Origin of the sequence: Kitasatospora sp. NPDC001603, from assembly GCF_040298365.1 — a bacterium.
Lineage (GTDB): Bacteria > Actinomycetota > Actinomycetes > Streptomycetales > Streptomycetaceae > Kitasatospora.
On sequence record NZ_JBEPAA010000006.1, the window covers coordinates 98,582 to 115,600 of the forward strand.

Below are 17,019 nucleotides of genomic sequence, written 5' to 3' on the forward strand. Positions count from 1 at the left end.
CCGTCCCGGAGAGCCCGTCATGCCGTCCGACCCGTTGTCAGCACCCTCCAGTGCCCCTCTCGCCGCCACCCCCACGGGCGGCGATGAGGCAGGCTCCACCGCCGCTCCGGCGGCGGTGGAGGAGGTGCTGACACTGCGGATCTCGCTGGGCGAGGAAGTCGTCGGCGAGGTGCGGACGCGATTCCGGTTCGATGCCGAGCGTCCGTACGAGGTACTGCTGACGTTCCATCTGGGGCGGCCGGACGAGGCCGATTGGGTGTTCTCGCGTGATCTGCTGCGCGACGGCCTGCGCTCGCTGAGCGGCCAGGGCGACGTCAAGCTGTGGCCGGCCTACTGTCCGTGCCACGGCTCGACGTTGCACCTGGCCCTCGAATCCCCCCACGGCAGTGCCCTGTTGGAGGTCTCCAAGCCCAGGGTTCAGGCGTGGCTGGACCGGACGTACGCGCTGGTCTCCGAGGAGGCCGAGCAGGCCTACGGCCCGACCGACGCCCAGTTGTCCGCGTTGCTGGCCGGCGGCTGAGGCCGGGACGCCGGGGCGACGTCGTCGCCCGGGGCGCGCGGGGCCGGCAGCGGGGGACCGCCCGGCAGCCGGACGGCGCCCGCGGCCAGAGCCGCCCGCAACCGGCGCACGGCCGGCGCGGAGGAGACCGGCAGCAGGTCGTACGGGTCGTCCGGTCCGTCCACGGTGACCAGGACCGAATCGGCGAACCGGTACGGCCGGTGGGCCAGCAGGCCGCCCAGGTACCGCCGCAGCCGGGAGAGTTCGGCGCGGACCGTCACCGTCCGCGCCGGGTCGCCGAAGAGCGCGTCGGCGAGCTGCGCCGCGCTGTGCCCGGAGCGCTCGGTGGCGAGCAGCAGCAGCAGTTCGGCGTGGCGCGGGCTGAGCGCGTGCGACCAGCTGCCGGCGGCGCCGCGCACCGACAGCTCGGGGCGGTCCGGCCGGCGCAGGTCGAGCCGGAGCCGGGCCCCCTCGGCCTGTTCGGCGGTCACCGCGGCGGCGCCGTCCGCCGTCCGTTCGTCTCCCAGCGGCCGGACCAGCCAGCCGTCGGCGAGCGGCTCGACGGAGCACTCGCCGATGCCGGGCAGCCAGTGCACCGCGGCCGGGCTCCAGCCCTCGGCGGGCAGCCGCAGCCGGACCGGTGGCGGCAGGCCGGCCGCGCAGGCGATCCAGCCGGCCGCGTCGACCACCAGGGCCGGGCCGTCCACCCGGGCCAGGAGCGGGGCGGCCAGGGTGCGCAGGTGGTGCAGCGACTCCAGGCGGCGGGCGCGCAGTTCGGTCTCGGCGAGCCGGGCGGCGGTGGCGGTCAGCTGCAGCAGGTACGGGCGGACGTTGCCGGCCGGGCCGCTGAGGTTGATGGCGCCGACCAGCCGGCCGGTGCCCGGGTCGTGCACGGGGGCGGCGACGCAGGTCCAGGAGTGGTGGCTGCGCAGGTAGTGCTCGGCGGAGTGGACCTGCATCGGCCGCTGGGCGCGCAGGGCGGAGGCGATGCCGTTGGTGCCGACGCTCTCCTCGATCCAGCGGGCGCCGGTCAGGAACCCGATCCGGTCGGCGCTGCGGCGCAGGCTGCGCTCGCCCTCCTGCCAGAGGATGTGGCCCTCGGCATCGGCGATGGCGAGGATCAGCGGGACGTGGTCGGCCGGGGCGAGCAGGGTGTCGCGCAGCACCGGCAGCAGGATGTCGAGGCCGCTGGCGCGGCGGCGGTGCTCGACCTCGGCCGGGCCCAGGTGGACGGTGGCGGCGCCGGCGTCCGGGTCCAGGCCGAGGCGGCGCAGCCGGGCCCAGGAGTCGCCGATCTCCGGTCGGGGCCCGGGCAGCGGCTCGGTGCCTCCCGGGCCGGCCTCCCGGGCCGGTCCGTGGGTGACGGGTTCGGCCAGGGCGCGGTCGTGCAGCCTGGCGAGCTCCGCCGGGCTCGACGGACTTCGGGGCTCTGGCCGTCGGTTCTGCCGTCCGGTCTGCCGCACTCGGTTTGCTCCTCGCCGCCGATCGAGGGCGCGTCGGGGCCGACGCGCTGACGAAAGCGTACGGGGGCCGCCCGGTCCTGGGGACGGGGTCGGCCAACTAGGGCCGGTCACCGGTATCAGAGTGGACATGCCAACAAGTTATGAGTGCCGCGCGGCCGAAAATCGACCACCGGGGCGGTGTGGTCCGGGGGAGTGGAGCAGGGCGCGGGCCCGGCCGCGGAGGGCGCGGAGGTGGAGGGCGCGGAGGTGGTGCGCGAGGGCGTGCGGGCGGCGGGTCTCCCGGGCGGCCTCGGTGCGCGCTCGGCGCATGGAGGCGCGCGGGGGGCGCATGTCCACATGCTGGTCGGCCGGGCGGCGGGCCGGCCGGACGGCGAGGAGGGGCAGCGGCAGCGGCACCCGGACGGTCAGGATCACGGGGTGACCGGCCCGGTGGCGCCCCGCGGGCCCGCGCTCCCGTCGGGGGGACCGCCCCCGCCCGTGTCGGCCCCGGCGCCGGCGCCGGTGCCGTCGCCGAGGAGCTCGCGCAGCAGCCGCTCGTCCTCGCCGGAGAGGTCGGAGACGAAGCGGGCCAGCACGGTGGACCGGTCCGCCTCCCGCCCCAGCTCGGTGTGCATCCGGCGGGCGGCGAGCCCGGCCCGGTCCTGGACGGTCGGGGTGTACGCGTAGGCGCGCCCCGCCCGGGTGCGTTCCACGGTGCCCTTGTCGTGCAGCCGGGCCAGGATCGTGGCGACGGTGGTCCGCGCGAGGGCGCGCCCGAGGGCCGTCTGGACGTCCTGCGGCGTCAGCGGCTCGCGGGCGGCCCAGAGGGCGGCCAGCACCTCGGCCTCCAGCTCCCCGGCGGGCCGGCGGGCCGGCGGTACGTCGGACATGGCGGCCGTTCCTCCCCGATTCGTCTACAGTCGTGTAGACCGTCTACGGCACTGTAGACGATCGAGGGCGGCCGCGCCGCCCTCCCGTACGGGAGGTCCGCCGGCCTTGTTCCAGTCGTCCGCCACTCCGGCCGTTCACGCCCTCGCGGTGAACCCGCTGGACGCCTCGTCGCTGCTCGCCGCCTTCGGGGCGCTCGGGATCGCCGTCGTGCTCTTCGCCGAGACCGGGCTGCTCGTCGGGTTCTTCCTGCCCGGCGACTCGCTGCTGTTCACCGCCGGTCTGCTCTGCGCCCCCGGCGGCGCGGACGGTCCGCGGCTGGAGCTCTCCCAGGTGCTGCCGGCCGCCCTGGCCGGTGCGCTGATCGGCGCCCAGGTCGGCTTCCTGATCGGCCGGCGCGGTGGCCGCGCGCTGCTGCGGCGGACCGAGCGGAAGAGCCTGCGGCACGGGGCCGAGCGGGCCGAGGAACTGCTCGTCAGGTACGGGTACGGCAAGGCGATCGTGCTCGGCCGCTTCATCCCGGTGGTCCGGACGGTGCTCAACCCGCTCTGCGGCGTGCTGGAGGTGCCGGTGCGCACGTTCACCCTCTGGCAGGTGGTGGGCGGCGTGGTCTGGACCGTCGGCGTGGTGCTGGCCGGGTACGCGCTCGGCTCCTCGGTGCCTGATATCGACCGTTACCTCCTCCCCATCATCGGTCTGGTAGTAGTTGTCTCCGTGATCCCGATCGTTCTGGAAATGTTCCGCGCCCGCAGGGCCCGGCGCCGTGGCGGTGACGCCCGGTGACGCCCTCCCGCGCGCTGGCCGTCTACGACGGCAGCGGCATCGACGGCGGCCTCTACGGCCGGGTGATCGGGTGGGCGGACGCCGCGCCCGCCTGGCTGGACCAGGTGATCCGGATCTGGTCCGCCCTGGGGCTGGGGCTGTTCGCCGTCGTCATGCTCCGGGCGTGGTGGCGGGCGCGCGACGCCGGTCCGGCGGTGATGGCGCGGGTGCTGGCCTCGCCGCTGATCGTGGTCGTCGCCTTCGTCCTCAACTCCGGGCTCAAGAGCGTGGTCGAGGAGGTGCGTCCGTGCACCCAGCTCGGTGTGCCCGGCACGCTGGAGACCTGTCCCGGCGCCGGTGACTGGTCCTTCCCGAGCAACCACACCGTGATCGCCTTCGCCGCCGCGACCGCGCTCTGGTTCGCGGACCGGCGGCTGGGCGCGTTCGCGGTGGCCGCTGCCGCGCTGATGGGTGCCTCCCGGGTCTGGGTCGGCGTCCACTACCCGCACGACGTACTGGTCGGTGCGCTGGTCGGCGTTCTGGCGGCGGCCGCGCTCGCGCTGGCGGCCGGCCGGGCCGCACCGCTGATCGACCGGGCCCGCCGGGGCCCGCTGCGGCCGCTGCTGGGCGCGGGCGACGCCGCGCCGGCGGCCGACGGCGGGCCGTCACCGGCGACCCAGCGGCGCCGGGTTCCGTGACCTGCCCGGCCCTTGTGCGGCCGGGGTGGCGGGGCGAGCGTGCGAGCCGGGCGCGGGCCCTTCGGACGGGCACCCGCCTGCGGGCGACCGTGGTGCGCTGACCCGGCCCCCCGCCGGCGGGCCCGGCCGGGCGGGGCGCGGCCCGCCCGGGCGGTGTTGGCTGTACAACTTTTCGGTCGGTTCACCTGCGCGCCGCCGTTCGGACTCCGCTCGGCCACCTCGCGGCATCAGCCTGGCCGCATGAGAGTCATCGTCGTAGGAGCAGGCGTGCTCGGCAGCATGCACGCCTGGCAGGCCGTCGAGCGCGGCCACGAGGTCGTCCACCTGGAGCGCGAGTCCGAGGCGCGCGGCGCTTCGGTGCGCAACTTCGGACTGGTCTGGGTCAGCGGCCGGTCGGGCGGTGAGGAACTGGACACCGCGCTGCGGGCCCGCGAACTGTGGGAGGAGATCGGCGCGAGGGTGCCCGAGCTCGGCTTCCGGGCCAACGGCTCGCTCACCGCGATCCGCACCGAGGCCGAACTCGCCGTCGCCGAACAGGCGCTGACCCGGGCGGACGCCGCCGCGCGCGGCTACCGGCTGCTCGACGCGGCCGAGACCAGAGCCGCCAACCCCGCCCTGCGCGGCAAGCTGCTCGGCGCGCTGCGGTGCGACCGGGACGCCGCCGTCGAGCCGCGCACCGCCCAGCCCGCGCTGCGCGCCGCACTGCTGGCCGGCGGCCGGTACACCTTCCTCCCCGGGCGGGAGGTCTGCGAGGTGATCGGTGGGAACGCCGTCCGCGACGACCACGGCGACGTCCACACCGGTGACCTGGTGATCCTCTGCACCGGCGCCTGGCTGGGCGGGCTGGTGCGCGAGCTGGCGCCCGAGCTGCCCGTCCGCAGGGTGCGGCTGCAGATGATGCAGACCGACCCGCTCGGCGAGGAGCTCACCACCTCGGTCGCCGACGGCGACAGCTTCCGCTACTACCCCGCCTTCGCCGGTGACGCGCTGGAGCGGCTGAAGGCCGCGCAGCCGCAGCCGCCGGTCGCCGCCGAGCACAAGATGCAGCTGCTGATGGTCCAGCGCAAGGACGGCGGCCTCACCATCGGCGACACCCACGAGTACGACCACCCGTTCGGCTTCGACGTCGTCGAGGACCCGTACGACCACCTGGTCGGGGTGGCCGAGGAGCTGCTCGGCCGGCCGCTGCCCCGGGTGCGCCGCCGCTGGGCCGGGGTGTACGCGCAGTGCGTGGACACCACCCGGGTGGTCCACCGGGAGCGGGTCCGGGACGCCGTCTGGCTGGTCACCGGTCCCGGTGGCCGCGGCATGACCTGCTCGCCGGCCATCGCCGAGACCACCGCCGAACTCGCCAACCTGTAAGGAATGTGAACATGTCCGTTGACATCCGTCTGGTCGTCCTCGACATGGCCGGCACCACCGTCGCCGACGGCGGCCTGGTCGAGCAGGCCTTCCGGGCCGCCGCCGGTTCGCTCGGCGTCGAGGCCGGCAGCCCCGAGCACGCCCGCATGCTGGAGCACGTCCGGCTCACCATGGGCGAGTCCAAGATCTCCGTCTTCCGCCACCTGTTCGGCGCGGAGGAGAAGGCGCAGGCCGCCAACACCGCCTTCGAGGCCGCCTACCACGACCTCGTCGACGCGGGGCACTGCGCCGCGCTGCCGGGCGCGGCCGAGGCCATCGCCGAACTCCGGGGCCAGGGCCGCAAGGTGGTCCTCACCACCGGCTTCTCCCGGGCCACCCAGGACCGGATCCTGCGGGCACTCGGCTGGGAGTCGATCGCCGACCTCACCCTCTGCCCGGCCGAGGCCGGCCGCGGCCGCCCGTACCCGGACCTGGCGCTCACCGCCCTGCTGCGGACCTCCACCGACTCCGTCCGCCAGATGGCCGTCGCCGGGGACACCGGCTACGACATGCTGACCGGCACCCGGGCCGGTGCCTCGGTGGTGGCCGGTGTGCTGACCGGCGCCCACGACGAGGCCCGGCTGCGGGCCGACGGCGCGACGCACGTCCTGAAGTCGATCGCCGACCTGCCGGGCGTCCTCGCGGGCTGAGCGTGCGACGGCCGGGCGGGGTGCGCCGACCCGCCCGGCCGGCTTCTCCCCGGGGTGGTCCCGCGGTGGGCCCGGGCTCAGTGGGCGGCGAGCAGGCCGGGCAGTTCGCGCATGTCGTGGAAGACGACGGTGCCGGGGCCCGCGAGCCGCTCGGCGGGGGTCAGGCCGCCGGCGTAGCCGAAGGCGCGCATGCCGGCGGCGCGGGCGGCCTCGACACCGGGACGGCTGTCCTCGACCACCGCGCAGGCGGCCGGGTCGACGCCCGACCGCCGGGCGGCGTGCAGGAAGAGGTCCGGCGCGGGCTTGCCGCGGTCGACCTCGGTGGCACTGAAGATCCGGCCCGCGAAGTGCTCGTAGAGGCCGGTGCGGCCCAGGGTGTGACGCATCTTCTCGTGCGAGCCGCTGGAAGCGACGCAGGTCGGCAGGGTGAGGGCGGCCAGCGCCTCGGGGAGCCCGTCGACCGGGGCCAGCCCGGCGTCCACCTGCTCGCGGTGGAGCTGCTCGAAGCGACTGCTCCAGAGGGCCGCGGTGGCCTCCCCGAGCCGGGCGGCGACCTGCTCGCCGATCGAGGCGTGGGAGCGCCCGATGAACCGCTCGACCACCTCCGCCTCGGTGAGCGGCCAGCCCAGCTCCGCGCCCAGGGCGACCTGGACGCGGGCCGCGATGCGCTCGCTGTCGACCAGCACGCCGTCGCAGTCGAAAATCACCAGTTCTATCGGCTTGATCATCCCCGCAGGATAGGGGGCGCCTTCGCCCGGGGGAGCGGGGCGCCTTCGCCGGGGGAGCGGGGCGCCGGACGGGCCGGCGCTCCGCTCCGCCGGGGCGGGTCAGTGCAGGGTGCCCGCGGAGCGCTGGGTGAAGCGGGTGCCGGTGGGTGCGGTGACGGCGCCGGCGAAGCGGCGGACGAAGCCGTCGGGGCCGTGGGTGGTGACGTCGTACCGGCCGTCGGTGGTGGCGGCGTCCCAGGTGCGGGTACGGGTGACGCCGGGGGCGACGGTGGAGGGCGGGCCGGCGAAGGCGTACACGGTGGCGGGGTGGACGGTGTCGGAGAGGGCGGACAACTCGCCGTCGATTGCTGGTCGTTGACGAGCGGGGGAGTCGCATCCGGCGCGCCCGGCACACGTGTCGCGGCTACGGCGAGGTGCCCCGGGGCCCGCCCCGGAGCCGTGCGCGCGGGGCGGGCGGGCGGCTCAGTGGGTGCCCTTCAGGTTGAGCACCACCACGCCGACGATGATCAGGGCCAGGCCGAGCCACTGGAGCCGGCCCAGCGACTCGCCGAAGGCGATCACGCCGATGCCCGCCACGGCGGCCGTACCGGCGCCGGACCAGACGGCGTAGGCGACCGAGACCGGTATGTGCTTCAGGGCCCTGCCGAGCAGGGCGAAGGAGAGCACGTAGCCGACGGCGACGCCGAGGCTCGGCCAGAGGCGGGTGAAGCCCTCGGTGAGCTTGAGGGCGCTGGTGGCGCAGACCTCACTGACGATGGCGAGGGCGAGCAGGAGATAGGGCATGGCCGGTCACACCGCGGGTGCGGCGCCGAGCTTCCCCAGCAGCGCGAGGTTGGCGTTCACCAGGCTGTCCAGCAGGGTGACGCGCGATCCCCGGGGGATGGGCGTGGCGGTCGAGGGGACGGCGAGCACCGCGCAGCCCGCGGCGGCGGCCGAGGCGACGCCGGTCGGGGTGTCCTCGACGGCCACGCAGTCGGCCGGGTCGAGGCCCAGCCGCTCGGCGGCGGCGAGGTAGGGGTCGGGCGCGGGCTTGGTGCGCGGGGTGTCCTCGGCGGCCAGCGTCACGGCGAACCAGTCGCGGCCGATGGTGGACAGCACGAGGTCGACCACCCGGCGCGGGGAGGCCGACACCAGCGCGGTGGGCACCCGGGCGTCCCGGAGCTCGGCGAGCAGGGCGAGCGCCCCCGGCCGCGGGACGGTCTGCGCGGCGACCTTGCCGGCGAAGGACTCGCCGAGGCGGTCGGCGAGTTCGGCCTCGCTGAGGCTGGTGCCGCTGACCCGGTGCAGGTGGGCGGCGGTGTGCTCGATGGCCTGGCCGAGCACCTCGGGCGCGTCCTGGTCGGTGAGCGGGTGGCGCAGCTCGTCGGCGAGTTCGGCGGCGGCCTGCCACCAGAGGTGCTCGGTGTCGACGAGGGTGCCGTCCATGTCGAACAGGACGGCGGCGGGCGCGGCGGATCCGGGCTTCGCCGGGTCGGCCTTCGTGGGGTCGGGCTGGGCCGGGGCCGGCTGTGCGGAATCGGGCTGTGCGGAACCCGGCTGTGCGGTATCAGGCATGGCGGTACCTTCGGTGGTTCGTCGGACGAGCGGACAGGTCAGACCGTACGACGGTCGACCAGGACCGGGCGCTCCGGCAGCGACAGCGCGGCGCGCGAACCGACCGGCAGGAGGGCGGCGGCGTCGGTCGGCAGGTCGGCCTTGACCTCGGTGCCGTCGTCGAGCCGGACGGTGAGGCGGGTGACGGCGCCCAGGAAGGACGCGGAGACCACCAGCGCCTGGCCGTTCAGGGCCGGGACCAGCGACACGTTCTCCGGCCGGACCAGTACGTCGAGCGAGCCGTCCGCCGGCGCGGCCCCGTCCACCGGGTGGCGGTGGCCGAGCACCTCGACGCCGTCGGCGGTGCGGGTGCAGGGGATGCGGCTCATGGTGCCGACGAACTCGGCGACGAAGGCGGTGGCCGGGCGGGCGTACAGCTCGGACGGTGTGGCGCACTGCTCCAGCCGGCCCGCGCGCAGCACCGCGACCCGGTCGGCCATCGAGAGCGCCTCCTCCTGGTCGTGGGTGACGAACAGGGTGGTGATCCCCAGCTCCTGCTGGAGGCGGCGGATCTCCTCGCGCAGCGAGAGGCGGACCTTGGCGTCCAGGGCGGAGAGCGGTTCGTCGAGCAGCAGCACGCGCGGCCGCAGGGCGAGCGCGCGGGCGAGCGCGATGCGCTGCTGCTGGCCGCCGGACATCTGGTGCGGGTAGCGGTCGGCGTGCTGCGGCAGACCGACCAGCTCCAGCAACTCCTGGGCGCGCCTGCGGCGTTCGGCCTTGCCGGTGCCGCGCATCCGCATGCCGAAGGCCACGTTGTCGGCGGCGGTCAGGTGCGGGAACAGGCTGTAGGACTGGAACACCATGCCCGCGTCGCGCCGGTGCGCGGGGATGCGGGTGATGTCCTCGCCGTCCACCAGCACCTGGCCGGAGTCGTGCTGCTCGAAGCCGGCCAGGATGCGCAGTGCGGTCGTCTTGCCGCAGCCGGACGGGCCGAGCAGGGCGAGGAGCTCGCCGGGCCGGACGGTCAGGTCGAGGCCGTCCAGCGCGGTGGTGGCACCGAACGAGCGGCGCAGGCCGAGGAATTCGACGGTCGCGCCGCCGGGTGCGAGGGGGGTGCCGGCGACGGGGGCGGTAACCGTGGTCATGATGGGGATCGCTCCGGGGGGCTTCAGGAAGTGGTGGTCTTGTGGCGGCGCTCGCGGCCGACGGTGGCCAGCAGGAGCAGCAGCAGCCAGGTGATCAGCAGGCTCAGGATGGAGACCGCGACCGACATGTGGGCCTGGCTGTTGCCGACCGAGTAGATCCACACCGGGAAGGGCTGGTAGCCGAGGATTGAGGCGGCGGTGAACTCGCCGAGGACCAGGGCCAGGGTGAGGAAGGAGGCGTTCAGCAGCGCGCCGCGCAGGTTGGGCAGCACCACGGTGAACACCGCGCGCGGCCAGCTCGCGCCGCAGTTGCGGGCGGCCTCGACCAGGGTGCGCAGGTCCACCGCGCGCAGACCGGCGTCCAGCGCCCGGTAGGCGAGCGGGAGCGACATCAGCACGTAGGCGATGACCAGCACCAGCGGGAAGTCCGGGTCCTGGATGAACACGAAGGTCTGGAAGAACGGCGTGTCCATCAGGTAGTCCGGGCCCCAGCGCAGCACGCCGATCAGGCCGGCGGTCAGCGCGACCGGCGGGACGACCAGCGGCAGGGTGCAGAGCACGTCGATCACCGGGCGCAGCCTCGGCGAGCCGAGCCGCACCGCGATCAGCGCCGGTACCAGCAGGAGCAGCAGCACCAGGACGGTGACCACGGCCAGGCCCAGGGTGAGCCAGAGGCTGTCCAGGAAGCCGGGGGCGCTGAGCAGTCCGGTGTACGCCTCGAAGGAGTAGCCCTTCGGGTCGTCGATCGAGAAGTAGCCGGCGGCGGCCAGCGGGACGACGAAGTAGACGCCCGCGAGCAGCAGGACGGCGCCGCGCCACCAGCGCACCTTGCGGCGCGGCGAGGAGGGGCGGGCGGAGGTCAGCTGAGCCATCGGGCACTCCGGCGCTGGAGGGGGAGGTACACGGCCATCACCAGGACGGCCACCACGATCATGTTGAGGCTGAGGGCGAGCGCGAGGTTGCCCTGGCCGACCAGCACGTTGCCGGAGAGCGCGTCCGCGATCGAGCGGCTGACCAGCGGCACGGTCGCGCCGACCATGGCCGCGGCGGTGGCGTACGCGGCGAAGGCGCTGCCGAACAGCAGCACGAAGCCGCCGAGCAGGGAGGGCAGCAGGATCGGCAGCGCGACGTGCAGCCAGTACTGGACGGTGGTGGCCCGGTTGTTGTGGGCCGCCTCGCGCCACTGCACCCGCAGGCCGTCCAGGGCCGGGGTGATGGTGAGCACCATCAGCGGGATGAGGAAGTACAGGTAGACGATGGTCAGGCCGGTGAAGGAGTAGAGCGACCAGCCGTGGTCCGTCAGGTGGAGCAGCTTGGTGACCTCGCCCGCGTTGCCGAGGGTGGCGACGAAGGCGAAGGCGAGCGGCAGGCCGCCGAAGTTGGCGAGCACGCCGGAGGCGGTCAGCACCGCCTGGCGCAGCCAGGTCTGCCGGGAGGTCACCACGGCCTGCGCGATCGGCAGGCCGATCAGGGTGGCGAGCAGCGCGGTCAGCGCGGACAGCTTGAGGCTGCTGAGCATCGCCGTCCAGTACGCGCCCTGGACGGAGTCCCTGATGTTGTCGAGGGTGAACTGGCCGCCCCCGCCCTCCGCGTCGCTGGAGGTGGTGAACGCGCCGATCACGATGGCGACGGCGGGGAGGCCGAAGCCGATCAGGAAGAAGAGGAAGAGCGGCACCGTGGCGAGCCAGGAGCCGCCGCGCGGGCGCCGGCGGGTGGGCCGGGCGGGGGTGGGGGTGGGAGCGGTGGCGGACGCCCCCGCGCCGCCACCGTGAACGGTGGCGGCGGGGGTGGTCGGCACCGGGGCGGGAGCCGTGGTCATGAGTGGGATCAGCCCGTTTCGGGTTGCTGCGGCCGGGGGTCAGCCTGCTATGGCCTTCGTCCAGTTCTCGGTGACGACCTTCTTGGCGGCCGTGATCTGGTCCTGGGTCGGGAAGGTGGTGAACGGCTTCTCGACGGCGGGCAGCTTGGCGGCGGCCGCGGTGTCGAGGGTGCCGTCCTTCTTCAGGGCCTCGAAGGTGGAGGGGGTGGCGTAGCCGCCGAGGAAGAGGTTCTGGCCCTCGGCGCTGAACAGGTACTCCTGCCACAGGCGGGCGGCCGCCGGGTGCGGGGCCCACTTGTTGACGGCCTGGTTGTAGAACTGGGCGTAGCTGCCGTCGGAGGGGACGGAGACCTTCCAGTCGACGCCCTTCTCCTTGAACTCGTCGGTGTAGCCGGCGTTCAGGTACGACCAGTCGATCGAGATCGGGGTCTCGCCCTTCTCGATGGTGGCCGGGGTGGACTCGACGGGGTTGAAGTTGCCCGTGGCCTTCAGCTTCCCGAAGAAGTCGATGCCGGGCTGGATGTTGTCCAGCGAACCGCCGTTGGCGAGCGCGGCCGCGTAGACGCCGCCGAACGCGGAGCCGGACTTGGTCGGGTTGCCGTTCAAGGCGACCTGGCCCTTGTACTCGGGCTTGAGCAGGTCCGCGAAGGTCTTCGGGCAGTTCGGGATCTTCTTGGCGTCGCAGCCGATGGAGACGTAGCCGCCGTAGTCGTTGACGGCGGCGCCGTTCGCGTCCTTCATGGTGTCCGGCACCTTGTCGAAGGTGGCCACCTTGTAGGGGGCGAGCAGGCCGTCCTTGACCGCCTGGAGCGCGAACGCGCTGCCGAGGTCGACGACGTCGGGGGCGCGGTCCTGGCCCTTGCGGGAGGTGATCGCGTTGATCTCGTCCTGGCTGGAGCCGTCCGGGTTCTCGTCCTCGATCTCGATGCCGTACTTGGCCTTGAACGAGTCCATGATCTTGCCGTAGTTGGCCCAGTCCCTGGGCAGCGTGATGACGTGCAGCTTGCCCTCCTTCTTGGCGGCGGCGACGAGGCCGTCCAGACCGCCGAAGTCGGCGAGCGAGGTGGCGTCCTTGGCGTCCTTCGCGCCGGCCTTGGCGGCGTCACCGGACTTCGGGGCGGTCGAACCGGCGGAGCCGCAGGCGGTGAGGGAGAGCGCGGCGGCGGTCAGTACGGCCGCGAAGGCGGCGGCGCGGGCACGGTGCACGGTCACGGGTCAGTCTCCTGATCAGGGGCGTACTGCGAGGGGTGCGTTTCGCGGGGGTGCGTCTCGCTGAGAGGTGCTTCTTCACAAGGGCGGGCCGGGCGATCAGTCGTTCGGAACCGTCCGAGTTGACTAGCCAACTTCGCCTGACGGAGGTAAGTACGCCGGAGTCCGGTGACGGGAAGGTGAACGGATGGCCCAGAACCGGGGGCGGCTACGGGAACGGTCGAATCAGGGCCTCGGTGAGTGATCGACCGAATGCGATGCTTCGAAGGCGCAGCGGGATAAAGTCGGGCTGTCCGGGCCGGTACGGCTGCGCAGGACACCGCCCCAGGAGGGACATTGACTGACGTGGCACTGGAGCCCGACCGCCCCGCGGTCCCTGCGGCACCCGCCGCCCCCGTGGCCCCTGCCGCGCCGGGCCAGGAGCGCGCCGCCGGTGCGCTCTACCGCAAGGTCGCCGCCGATCTGCGCGAGGCGATCACCACCGGCGCGTTCGGCGAGGCCGGCCGGCTGCCCGCCGAGGGCACGCTGGCCGAGCAGTACGGGGTCTCCCGCGGCACCGTCCGCCAGGCGCTCGCCGTGCTGCGCTCGGACGGCCTGGTCACCTCCCGGCGCGGCACCCGGCGGGTGGTGCTGGGCACCGCCCGGGTGCAGAGCTTCTCCGAACTGCTGAGCTTCACGCACTGGGCCTACTCGATGGGCGAGGAGCCCGGCGGCATCCTGGACTCGCTGGTGCGCCGGCCGGCCGACGCTGCCGAGCGCGAGCAGCTGCGCCTGGAGGCCGGCTCCGAGGTGTACGCCACCGTCCGGCTGCGCACGCTCTCCGGCGCGGCGGTGATGGTGGAGCGGACGGTCTACCCGCCCCGGGTCGGCGAGATCGTCGCCCAGCTGCCGACCGACGTGGTCTCGCACACCGAAGTCCTGCGCGAGCACGGCATCCTGTTCACGGACGCCGACCACACCATCGACATAGTCGCCGCCAACGCGGAGGACGCCCGGCTGCTCGGCTGCCGCCGGGGCAGCCCGCTGCTGCGCGAGCGGCGCCGGACCACCGACCCGACCGGGATGCCGGTGGAGTGGTCCCAGGACCGCTACCTGCCCGGCACGGTGGCCTTCAGCATCCACAACTCGCTGGCCACCTCGGCCCTTTCGCGGCACGCCCGGGAGGGTGACTGAACTCCGGGGCCGGAGTGGGGAGTCGGACCGGCCGACGCTCCACTCCCCCTAGCGCATGAGGGCGGCCAGCAGCGGGCGGAAGTGCTCGAACCCCGGGGTCTCGGCGCCCGGGTCCTTGGCCTGTTCGTCCCAGCGGCGCACGGCGACGGCGTCGGCCGCGCCGGGCAGGGCCGCGAAGGCGGCGGCCTGCTCCGCGCCCATCGGGCCGCCCTGCACCCGGAGCGTGTGCTCCGAGGCCTCGGAGAGCCGCTCGCGGTAGCCGGGCTCGGCCGTGCACAGGTAGCGCTTGGCGGCCACGTGCAGCCGGACCGGCTCGGTGACCTGCGGGCCGAACCACTGGGCCAGCCAGGCGGCGCCGGTGTCGCTGTGCCGGTTGTCCTGGCCGTCCATCAGGTCGCGCCCGTGCGAGGCGCCGTGGCCGTGCTTGTCGAAGAAGTGCCCGATGTCGTGCAGCAGCGCGGCCGCGACCAGCTCCGGCGCGGCCCCGGCGGCCTGCGCCAGCGCCCCGGCCTGCAGCATGTGCTCGGCCATGGTGACCGCCTCGCCCAGGTACTCGCCGGCGCCCTCGCCCGCGAACAGCTCGGCGATCGTGTCCAGCGCGGCGGTGCGCCGGTGCAGTACCGCGAGGGTGCTGTGCAGCGAGTCGAGGTCCGCGTAGCAGCCCTGGAGGTGGCGCGAGCCGTCCTGCTCGAAGGCCGTCCGGGCGTGCAGCAGACGGACGTTGTCGAAGATCAGGCAGTCGCCCCGGTCGAGCCGGAAGTCCAGCCGGAGCTCGGGCCGCAGGGTGATCGCGGCGAACCGGCGGTAGGCCGCGTAGAAGGCGTCCAGCTCCTCGGCGGACCCGCGCAGCGTGCTGATCGACCGGTTGTTGAACCGCACCTCGCGGATCCGGCCGCGCGCGTCCACCTCGATCAGCGGGCGGTCGGCGCGCAGTTCGGTGCCGCGGTCGCGGAACACGAAGGGGACCGGGGTACGGGTCAGCACCACGAAGTCCGCCGGGGACTCCTCGCGCAGCAGCGCCGCCGCCTTGAAGCCGTCCACCAGCCCGGAGTCGCCGCCGGTCGCGGAGTTCTCCAGGCAGTGCAGCAGCTGCAGGGTGGGCACCGGGTCCCGGTACGGGTTGTCGCTGTGCGGGGCGATCGCGGCGCTGGTGAAGGCCAGGTTGTTCGGGTCCGGCTCGACCCGGACGTCGAACAGCTCGCCGTAGTTGGTGACCCGGACGTGGCCGAAGGAGCGGGCCACCGCGAGCACCTGCCGTTCGACCGCCGGTACCCCGCGCAGCACCGCGAACCCGGAGCGCCGGACGGCCCCGAGCACCGCCGCCTGCTCGGCCGGGTCGGCCAGGTAGGCCTCCCACGCCGCCTCCGGGATGCCGCGGCGGAAGTCGGCCGCGACCCAGAGCCGCTTCTCCGCCTCGGTGCGCCCGTCGCCGTCGGCGTCCCGCGCCAGCCACTCCAGCGGGTAGCGCGACCGGTGGCCGTCCGACCAGAGCACCTCCAGGTTCCCGCCGACCTCGGTGTGGGCGGCGAGGGCGAGGTCGGCCGGCAGGTCGGTGATCTGGAACAGCTTCTGCCCGCTGCGCCCGTCCCGGCACTCGGCGCAGGGGCAGTTGTCGCGCAGCCAGTACGGCGGCAGGTGGGTCGGGAGCGCCATGGGTCTCTCCTGGTCGGCAGATGGCTTGGTGAAGTTGTATAGCCAACTTCTCCTCGTGCGGGAGCCTGCCGGGTGACGGTGAGATCTGGGTGGCCACACGGTGAACCCCTCGGGAACAAGAGCTCCCGAGGGGTTCGCGGCGTGGTCGGGCGACCGGTCTCAGCCGGCGGCGACGGCGCTCTCCCAGGCGGCGTCGGCCGCCTTGAGGGCGGATCCGGCGTCCGCCCCGGTGTCGGTGTCGGCCCCGGTGTCGGCGCCGAGGGTGGTGGCCAGGGCGGTCAGGAAGGCGCGGACGGTGGCGAGCGAGGCCGCCGGGCCGTAGTGGTTGACCCGCAGCATCGAGTCGGCGAGGGCGCCGCCGCCGGGCTGGACGGGGAGGGTCGGGTCGAGGCGCAGCAGGTCCGCGGCGAGCCCGGCGGCGGACAGGCCGGCGGGGGTGCGCAGGGTGGTGGCGACCGGCGCCGCGTGGGCGTCGTCCGGGACGAACGGGGCGACGGTGCCCAGGGCGCGGACGCCCGCCCGGACCGCCGCGGCGGCGGCGCGGTGGCGGGCGATCACGGCGGGCAGGCCGGCCGCGGCGATCCGGTCCAGGCAGGCGCCGAGCGCCAGCATCTCCAACTGGGCCGGGGCGTGCGGGAGTGCGGTGCGCCCGGCGTCCGTCCAGCGCTCCTTCCAGTCCAGCAGCGAGAGGTAGGAGCGGCGCGGCGCGGCCGGGTTGGCGGCGATCCGCTCCCAGGCGCGCTCGGAGACCGAGACGGCGGACACCCCGGCCGGGCCGCCCATCGCCTTCTGCCCGCCGATCACGCAGAGGTCGATGCCCCAGGCATCGGTGAGCAGCGGTTCGGCGGCCACCGAGGCGACGGCGTCCACCATCAGCAGCGCACCGTGCGCGCGGACCACGGCGGCGATCTCGGCGACCGGGTTGGTGTTGCCGGTGGCGGCCTCGGCGTGGACCAGCGAGACGAAGTCGATCGCCGGGTGGGCCGCCAGCGCCTCGGCGACCTGCGCGGCGGTGACGGCGGTGTCGAACGGCACCGCGAGGTCCACGACCGTCGCCCCGCAGTCGCGCAGCCAGTTGCCGAAGGTCTGGCCGTACGGGCCGGTGACGATGTTCAGCGCGGTGGAGCCAGGCCGCGCGGCGCTGCGGATCGCGGCCTCCAGCGGCAGCAGCGCCTCACCCTGGGTGACGATCACATCGGCGGAGGTGTGCAGCAGCGCGGCGACCTTGTCCTCGATCGCCGCGAAGTCGGCGGCGCTGAGCGGAGGAAGGTCGAGGAACGGGCTCACGGTGGCGGCCGGCCTTTCGGAGAACGGGACGGAGAACGGGACGGAGGGCGGAACGGAGAACGGGACGGAGGAGGGGAGGCGGTTCGGACAGGGACGAGTCTGCCTCATCCTCCCCGCGCGCCGGGAAGGCCC

18 protein-coding genes are annotated in these 17,019 nt (G+C 74.5%); 6 read left to right on the plus strand and 12 right to left on the minus strand.

The genetic code is table 11. The features are described 5' to 3' along the window. The first annotated feature begins 19 nt into the window (after nt 1-19). The gene (locus ABT263_RS06460; protein ID WP_329490044.1) at nt 20-520 is read left to right on the plus strand and encodes an SsgA family sporulation/cell division regulator; all 501 of its coding nucleotides are present in this window, start codon (nt 20-22) and stop codon (nt 518-520) included. On the opposite strand, the gene ABT263_RS06465 is transcribed toward ABT263_RS06460, so the two are convergent. Together ABT263_RS06465 and ABT263_RS06470 are read right to left on the minus strand one after the other, a co-directional pair. Beyond that, entirely contained in the window at nt 472-1,962 is a 1,491-nt protein-coding gene (locus ABT263_RS06465; RefSeq protein WP_352288188.1) for a GAF domain-containing protein, read from the minus strand. The two genes, ABT263_RS06460 and ABT263_RS06465, sit on opposite strands and share 49 nt — an antisense overlap. A gap of 410 nt (nt 1,963-2,372) precedes the next feature. Continuing rightward, nucleotides 2,373-2,831 carry a BlaI/MecI/CopY family transcriptional regulator gene (locus tag ABT263_RS06470; protein WP_352288191.1) on the minus strand — a complete coding sequence of 153 codons (459 nt, stop codon included), beginning with the start codon at nt 2,829-2,831 and terminating at the stop codon, nt 2,373-2,375. A gap of 106 nt (nt 2,832-2,937) precedes the next feature. Here ABT263_RS06470 and ABT263_RS06475 point away from each other — a divergent pair, with 106 nt between their 5' ends. The 4 genes from ABT263_RS06475 (at nt 2,938) to ABT263_RS06490 (ending at nt 6,340) form a co-directional block, all read left to right on the plus strand. Next, entirely contained in the window at nt 2,938-3,612 is a 675-nt protein-coding gene (locus tag ABT263_RS06475) for a DedA family protein (RefSeq protein WP_352288194.1), read from the plus strand. After that, a complete protein-coding gene (locus ABT263_RS06480) occupies nt 3,609-4,289 on the plus strand; it encodes a phosphatase PAP2 family protein (protein ID WP_352288196.1) in 681 nt (226 codons plus the stop codon). The genes ABT263_RS06475 and ABT263_RS06480 overlap by 4 nt, the downstream gene beginning before the upstream one ends. Before the next feature lie 240 nt (nt 4,290-4,529). After that, nucleotides 4,530-5,651, plus strand: a complete 1,122-nt coding sequence (locus ABT263_RS06485) for a TIGR03364 family FAD-dependent oxidoreductase (RefSeq protein ID WP_352288199.1) — start codon at nt 4,530-4,532, stop codon at nt 5,649-5,651. 11 nt (nt 5,652-5,662) lie between these two features. Then, a complete protein-coding gene (locus ABT263_RS06490; protein WP_352288202.1) occupies nt 5,663-6,340 on the plus strand; it encodes a phosphonatase-like hydrolase in 678 nt (225 codons plus the stop codon). Between the two features lie 77 nt (nt 6,341-6,417). Here the strand turns inward: ABT263_RS06490 and ABT263_RS06495 are convergent, their stop codons facing one another. The 8 genes from ABT263_RS06495 to ABT263_RS06530 all read right to left on the minus strand — a co-directional run bounded on the left by ABT263_RS06495 (nt 6,418) and on the right by ABT263_RS06530 (nt 12,777). Further along, nucleotides 6,418-7,068 (minus strand): HAD family hydrolase, encoded by a 651-nt coding sequence (locus ABT263_RS06495; protein WP_352288205.1) that lies wholly within the window; start codon nt 7,066-7,068, stop codon nt 6,418-6,420. A gap of 99 nt (nt 7,069-7,167) precedes the next feature. Further along, nucleotides 7,168-7,401 carry a phospholipase domain-containing protein gene (locus ABT263_RS06500; protein WP_352288207.1) on the minus strand — a complete coding sequence of 78 codons (234 nt, stop codon included), beginning with the start codon at nt 7,399-7,401 and terminating at the stop codon, nt 7,168-7,170. 129 nt (nt 7,402-7,530) lie between these two features. Next, entirely contained in the window at nt 7,531-7,851 is a 321-nt protein-coding gene (locus tag ABT263_RS06505; RefSeq protein ID WP_329490053.1) for a DMT family transporter, read from the minus strand. A gap of 6 nt (nt 7,852-7,857) precedes the next feature. Beyond that, nucleotides 7,858-8,622 (minus strand): HAD family hydrolase, encoded by a 765-nt coding sequence (locus ABT263_RS06510; RefSeq protein ID WP_352288209.1) that lies wholly within the window; start codon nt 8,620-8,622, stop codon nt 7,858-7,860. A 38-nt stretch (nt 8,623-8,660) separates the two neighbouring features. Then, nucleotides 8,661-9,746, minus strand: a complete 1,086-nt coding sequence (locus ABT263_RS06515) for an ABC transporter ATP-binding protein (RefSeq protein ID WP_352288212.1) — start codon at nt 9,744-9,746, stop codon at nt 8,661-8,663. Between the two features lie 23 nt (nt 9,747-9,769). Then, the gene (locus ABT263_RS06520; RefSeq protein WP_329490056.1) at nt 9,770-10,618 is read right to left on the minus strand and encodes an ABC transporter permease; all 849 of its coding nucleotides are present in this window, start codon (nt 10,616-10,618) and stop codon (nt 9,770-9,772) included. Then, nucleotides 10,606-11,565: an ABC transporter permease gene (locus ABT263_RS06525; RefSeq protein ID WP_352288215.1), complete on the minus strand. Its 960-nt coding sequence runs from the start codon at nt 11,563-11,565 to the stop codon at nt 10,606-10,608. The genes ABT263_RS06520 and ABT263_RS06525 overlap by 13 nt, the downstream gene beginning before the upstream one ends. A 39-nt stretch (nt 11,566-11,604) precedes the next feature. Then, on the minus strand, nt 11,605-12,777 hold the full coding sequence (locus ABT263_RS06530) for an ABC transporter substrate-binding protein (RefSeq protein ID WP_329490059.1): 1,173 nt from the start codon (nt 12,775-12,777) through the stop codon (nt 11,605-11,607). Nucleotides 12,778-13,119: 342 nt separating this feature from the next. Between ABT263_RS06530 and ABT263_RS06535 the strand changes: the two genes are divergently transcribed. Further along, complete coding sequence (locus ABT263_RS06535; protein WP_352288379.1) at nt 13,120-13,947, plus strand: GntR family transcriptional regulator; 828 nt, start codon at nt 13,120-13,122, stop codon at nt 13,945-13,947. 48 nt (nt 13,948-13,995) lie between these two features. Here ABT263_RS06535 and tmpA read toward each other — a convergent pair whose 3' ends face one another. Both tmpA and ABT263_RS06545 read right to left on the minus strand, forming a co-directional pair. Then, nucleotides 13,996-15,600 (minus strand): 2-trimethylaminoethylphosphonate dioxygenase, encoded by a 1,605-nt coding sequence (gene tmpA / locus ABT263_RS06540; protein ID WP_352288218.1) that lies wholly within the window; start codon nt 15,598-15,600, stop codon nt 13,996-13,998. A gap of 159 nt (nt 15,601-15,759) precedes the next feature. After that, complete coding sequence (locus tag ABT263_RS06545) at nt 15,760-16,995, minus strand: aminotransferase class V-fold PLP-dependent enzyme (protein WP_352288220.1); 1,236 nt, start codon at nt 16,993-16,995, stop codon at nt 15,760-15,762. Nucleotides 16,996-17,019 lie beyond the last annotated feature (24 nt).

Excerpts from the sequence above, each read along its gene's own strand:
- ABT263_RS06515 (WP_352288212.1), bottom strand. The coding sequence starts at position 9,746 with ATGACCACGGTTACCGCCCCCGTCGCCGGCACCCCCCTCGCACCCGGC.
- tmpA (WP_352288218.1), bottom strand. The coding sequence starts at position 15,600 with ATGGCGCTCCCGACCCACCTGCCGCCGTACTGGCTGCGCGACAACTGC.
- ABT263_RS06525 (WP_352288215.1), bottom strand. The coding sequence starts at position 11,565 with ATGACCACGGCTCCCGCCCCGGTGCCGACCACCCCCGCCGCCACCGTT.
- ABT263_RS06505 (WP_329490053.1), bottom strand. The coding sequence starts at position 7,851 with ATGCCCTATCTCCTGCTCGCCCTCGCCATCGTCAGTGAGGTCTGCGCC.
- ABT263_RS06470 (WP_352288191.1), bottom strand. The coding sequence starts at position 2,831 with ATGTCCGACGTACCGCCGGCCCGCCGGCCCGCCGGGGAGCTGGAGGCC.
- ABT263_RS06485 (WP_352288199.1), top strand. The coding sequence starts at position 4,530 with ATGAGAGTCATCGTCGTAGGAGCAGGCGTGCTCGGCAGCATGCACGCC.
- ABT263_RS06490 (WP_352288202.1), top strand. The coding sequence starts at position 5,663 with ATGTCCGTTGACATCCGTCTGGTCGTCCTCGACATGGCCGGCACCACC.
- ABT263_RS06545 (WP_352288220.1), bottom strand. The coding sequence starts at position 16,995 with ATGAGGCAGACTCGTCCCTGTCCGAACCGCCTCCCCTCCTCCGTCCCG.
- ABT263_RS06495 (WP_352288205.1), bottom strand. The coding sequence starts at position 7,068 with ATGATCAAGCCGATAGAACTGGTGATTTTCGACTGCGACGGCGTGCTG.
- ABT263_RS06520 (WP_329490056.1), bottom strand. The coding sequence starts at position 10,618 with ATGGCTCAGCTGACCTCCGCCCGCCCCTCCTCGCCGCGCCGCAAGGTG.
- ABT263_RS06510 (WP_352288209.1), bottom strand. The coding sequence starts at position 8,622 with ATGCCTGATACCGCACAGCCGGGTTCCGCACAGCCCGATTCCGCACAG.
- ABT263_RS06460 (WP_329490044.1), top strand. The coding sequence starts at position 20 with ATGCCGTCCGACCCGTTGTCAGCACCCTCCAGTGCCCCTCTCGCCGCC.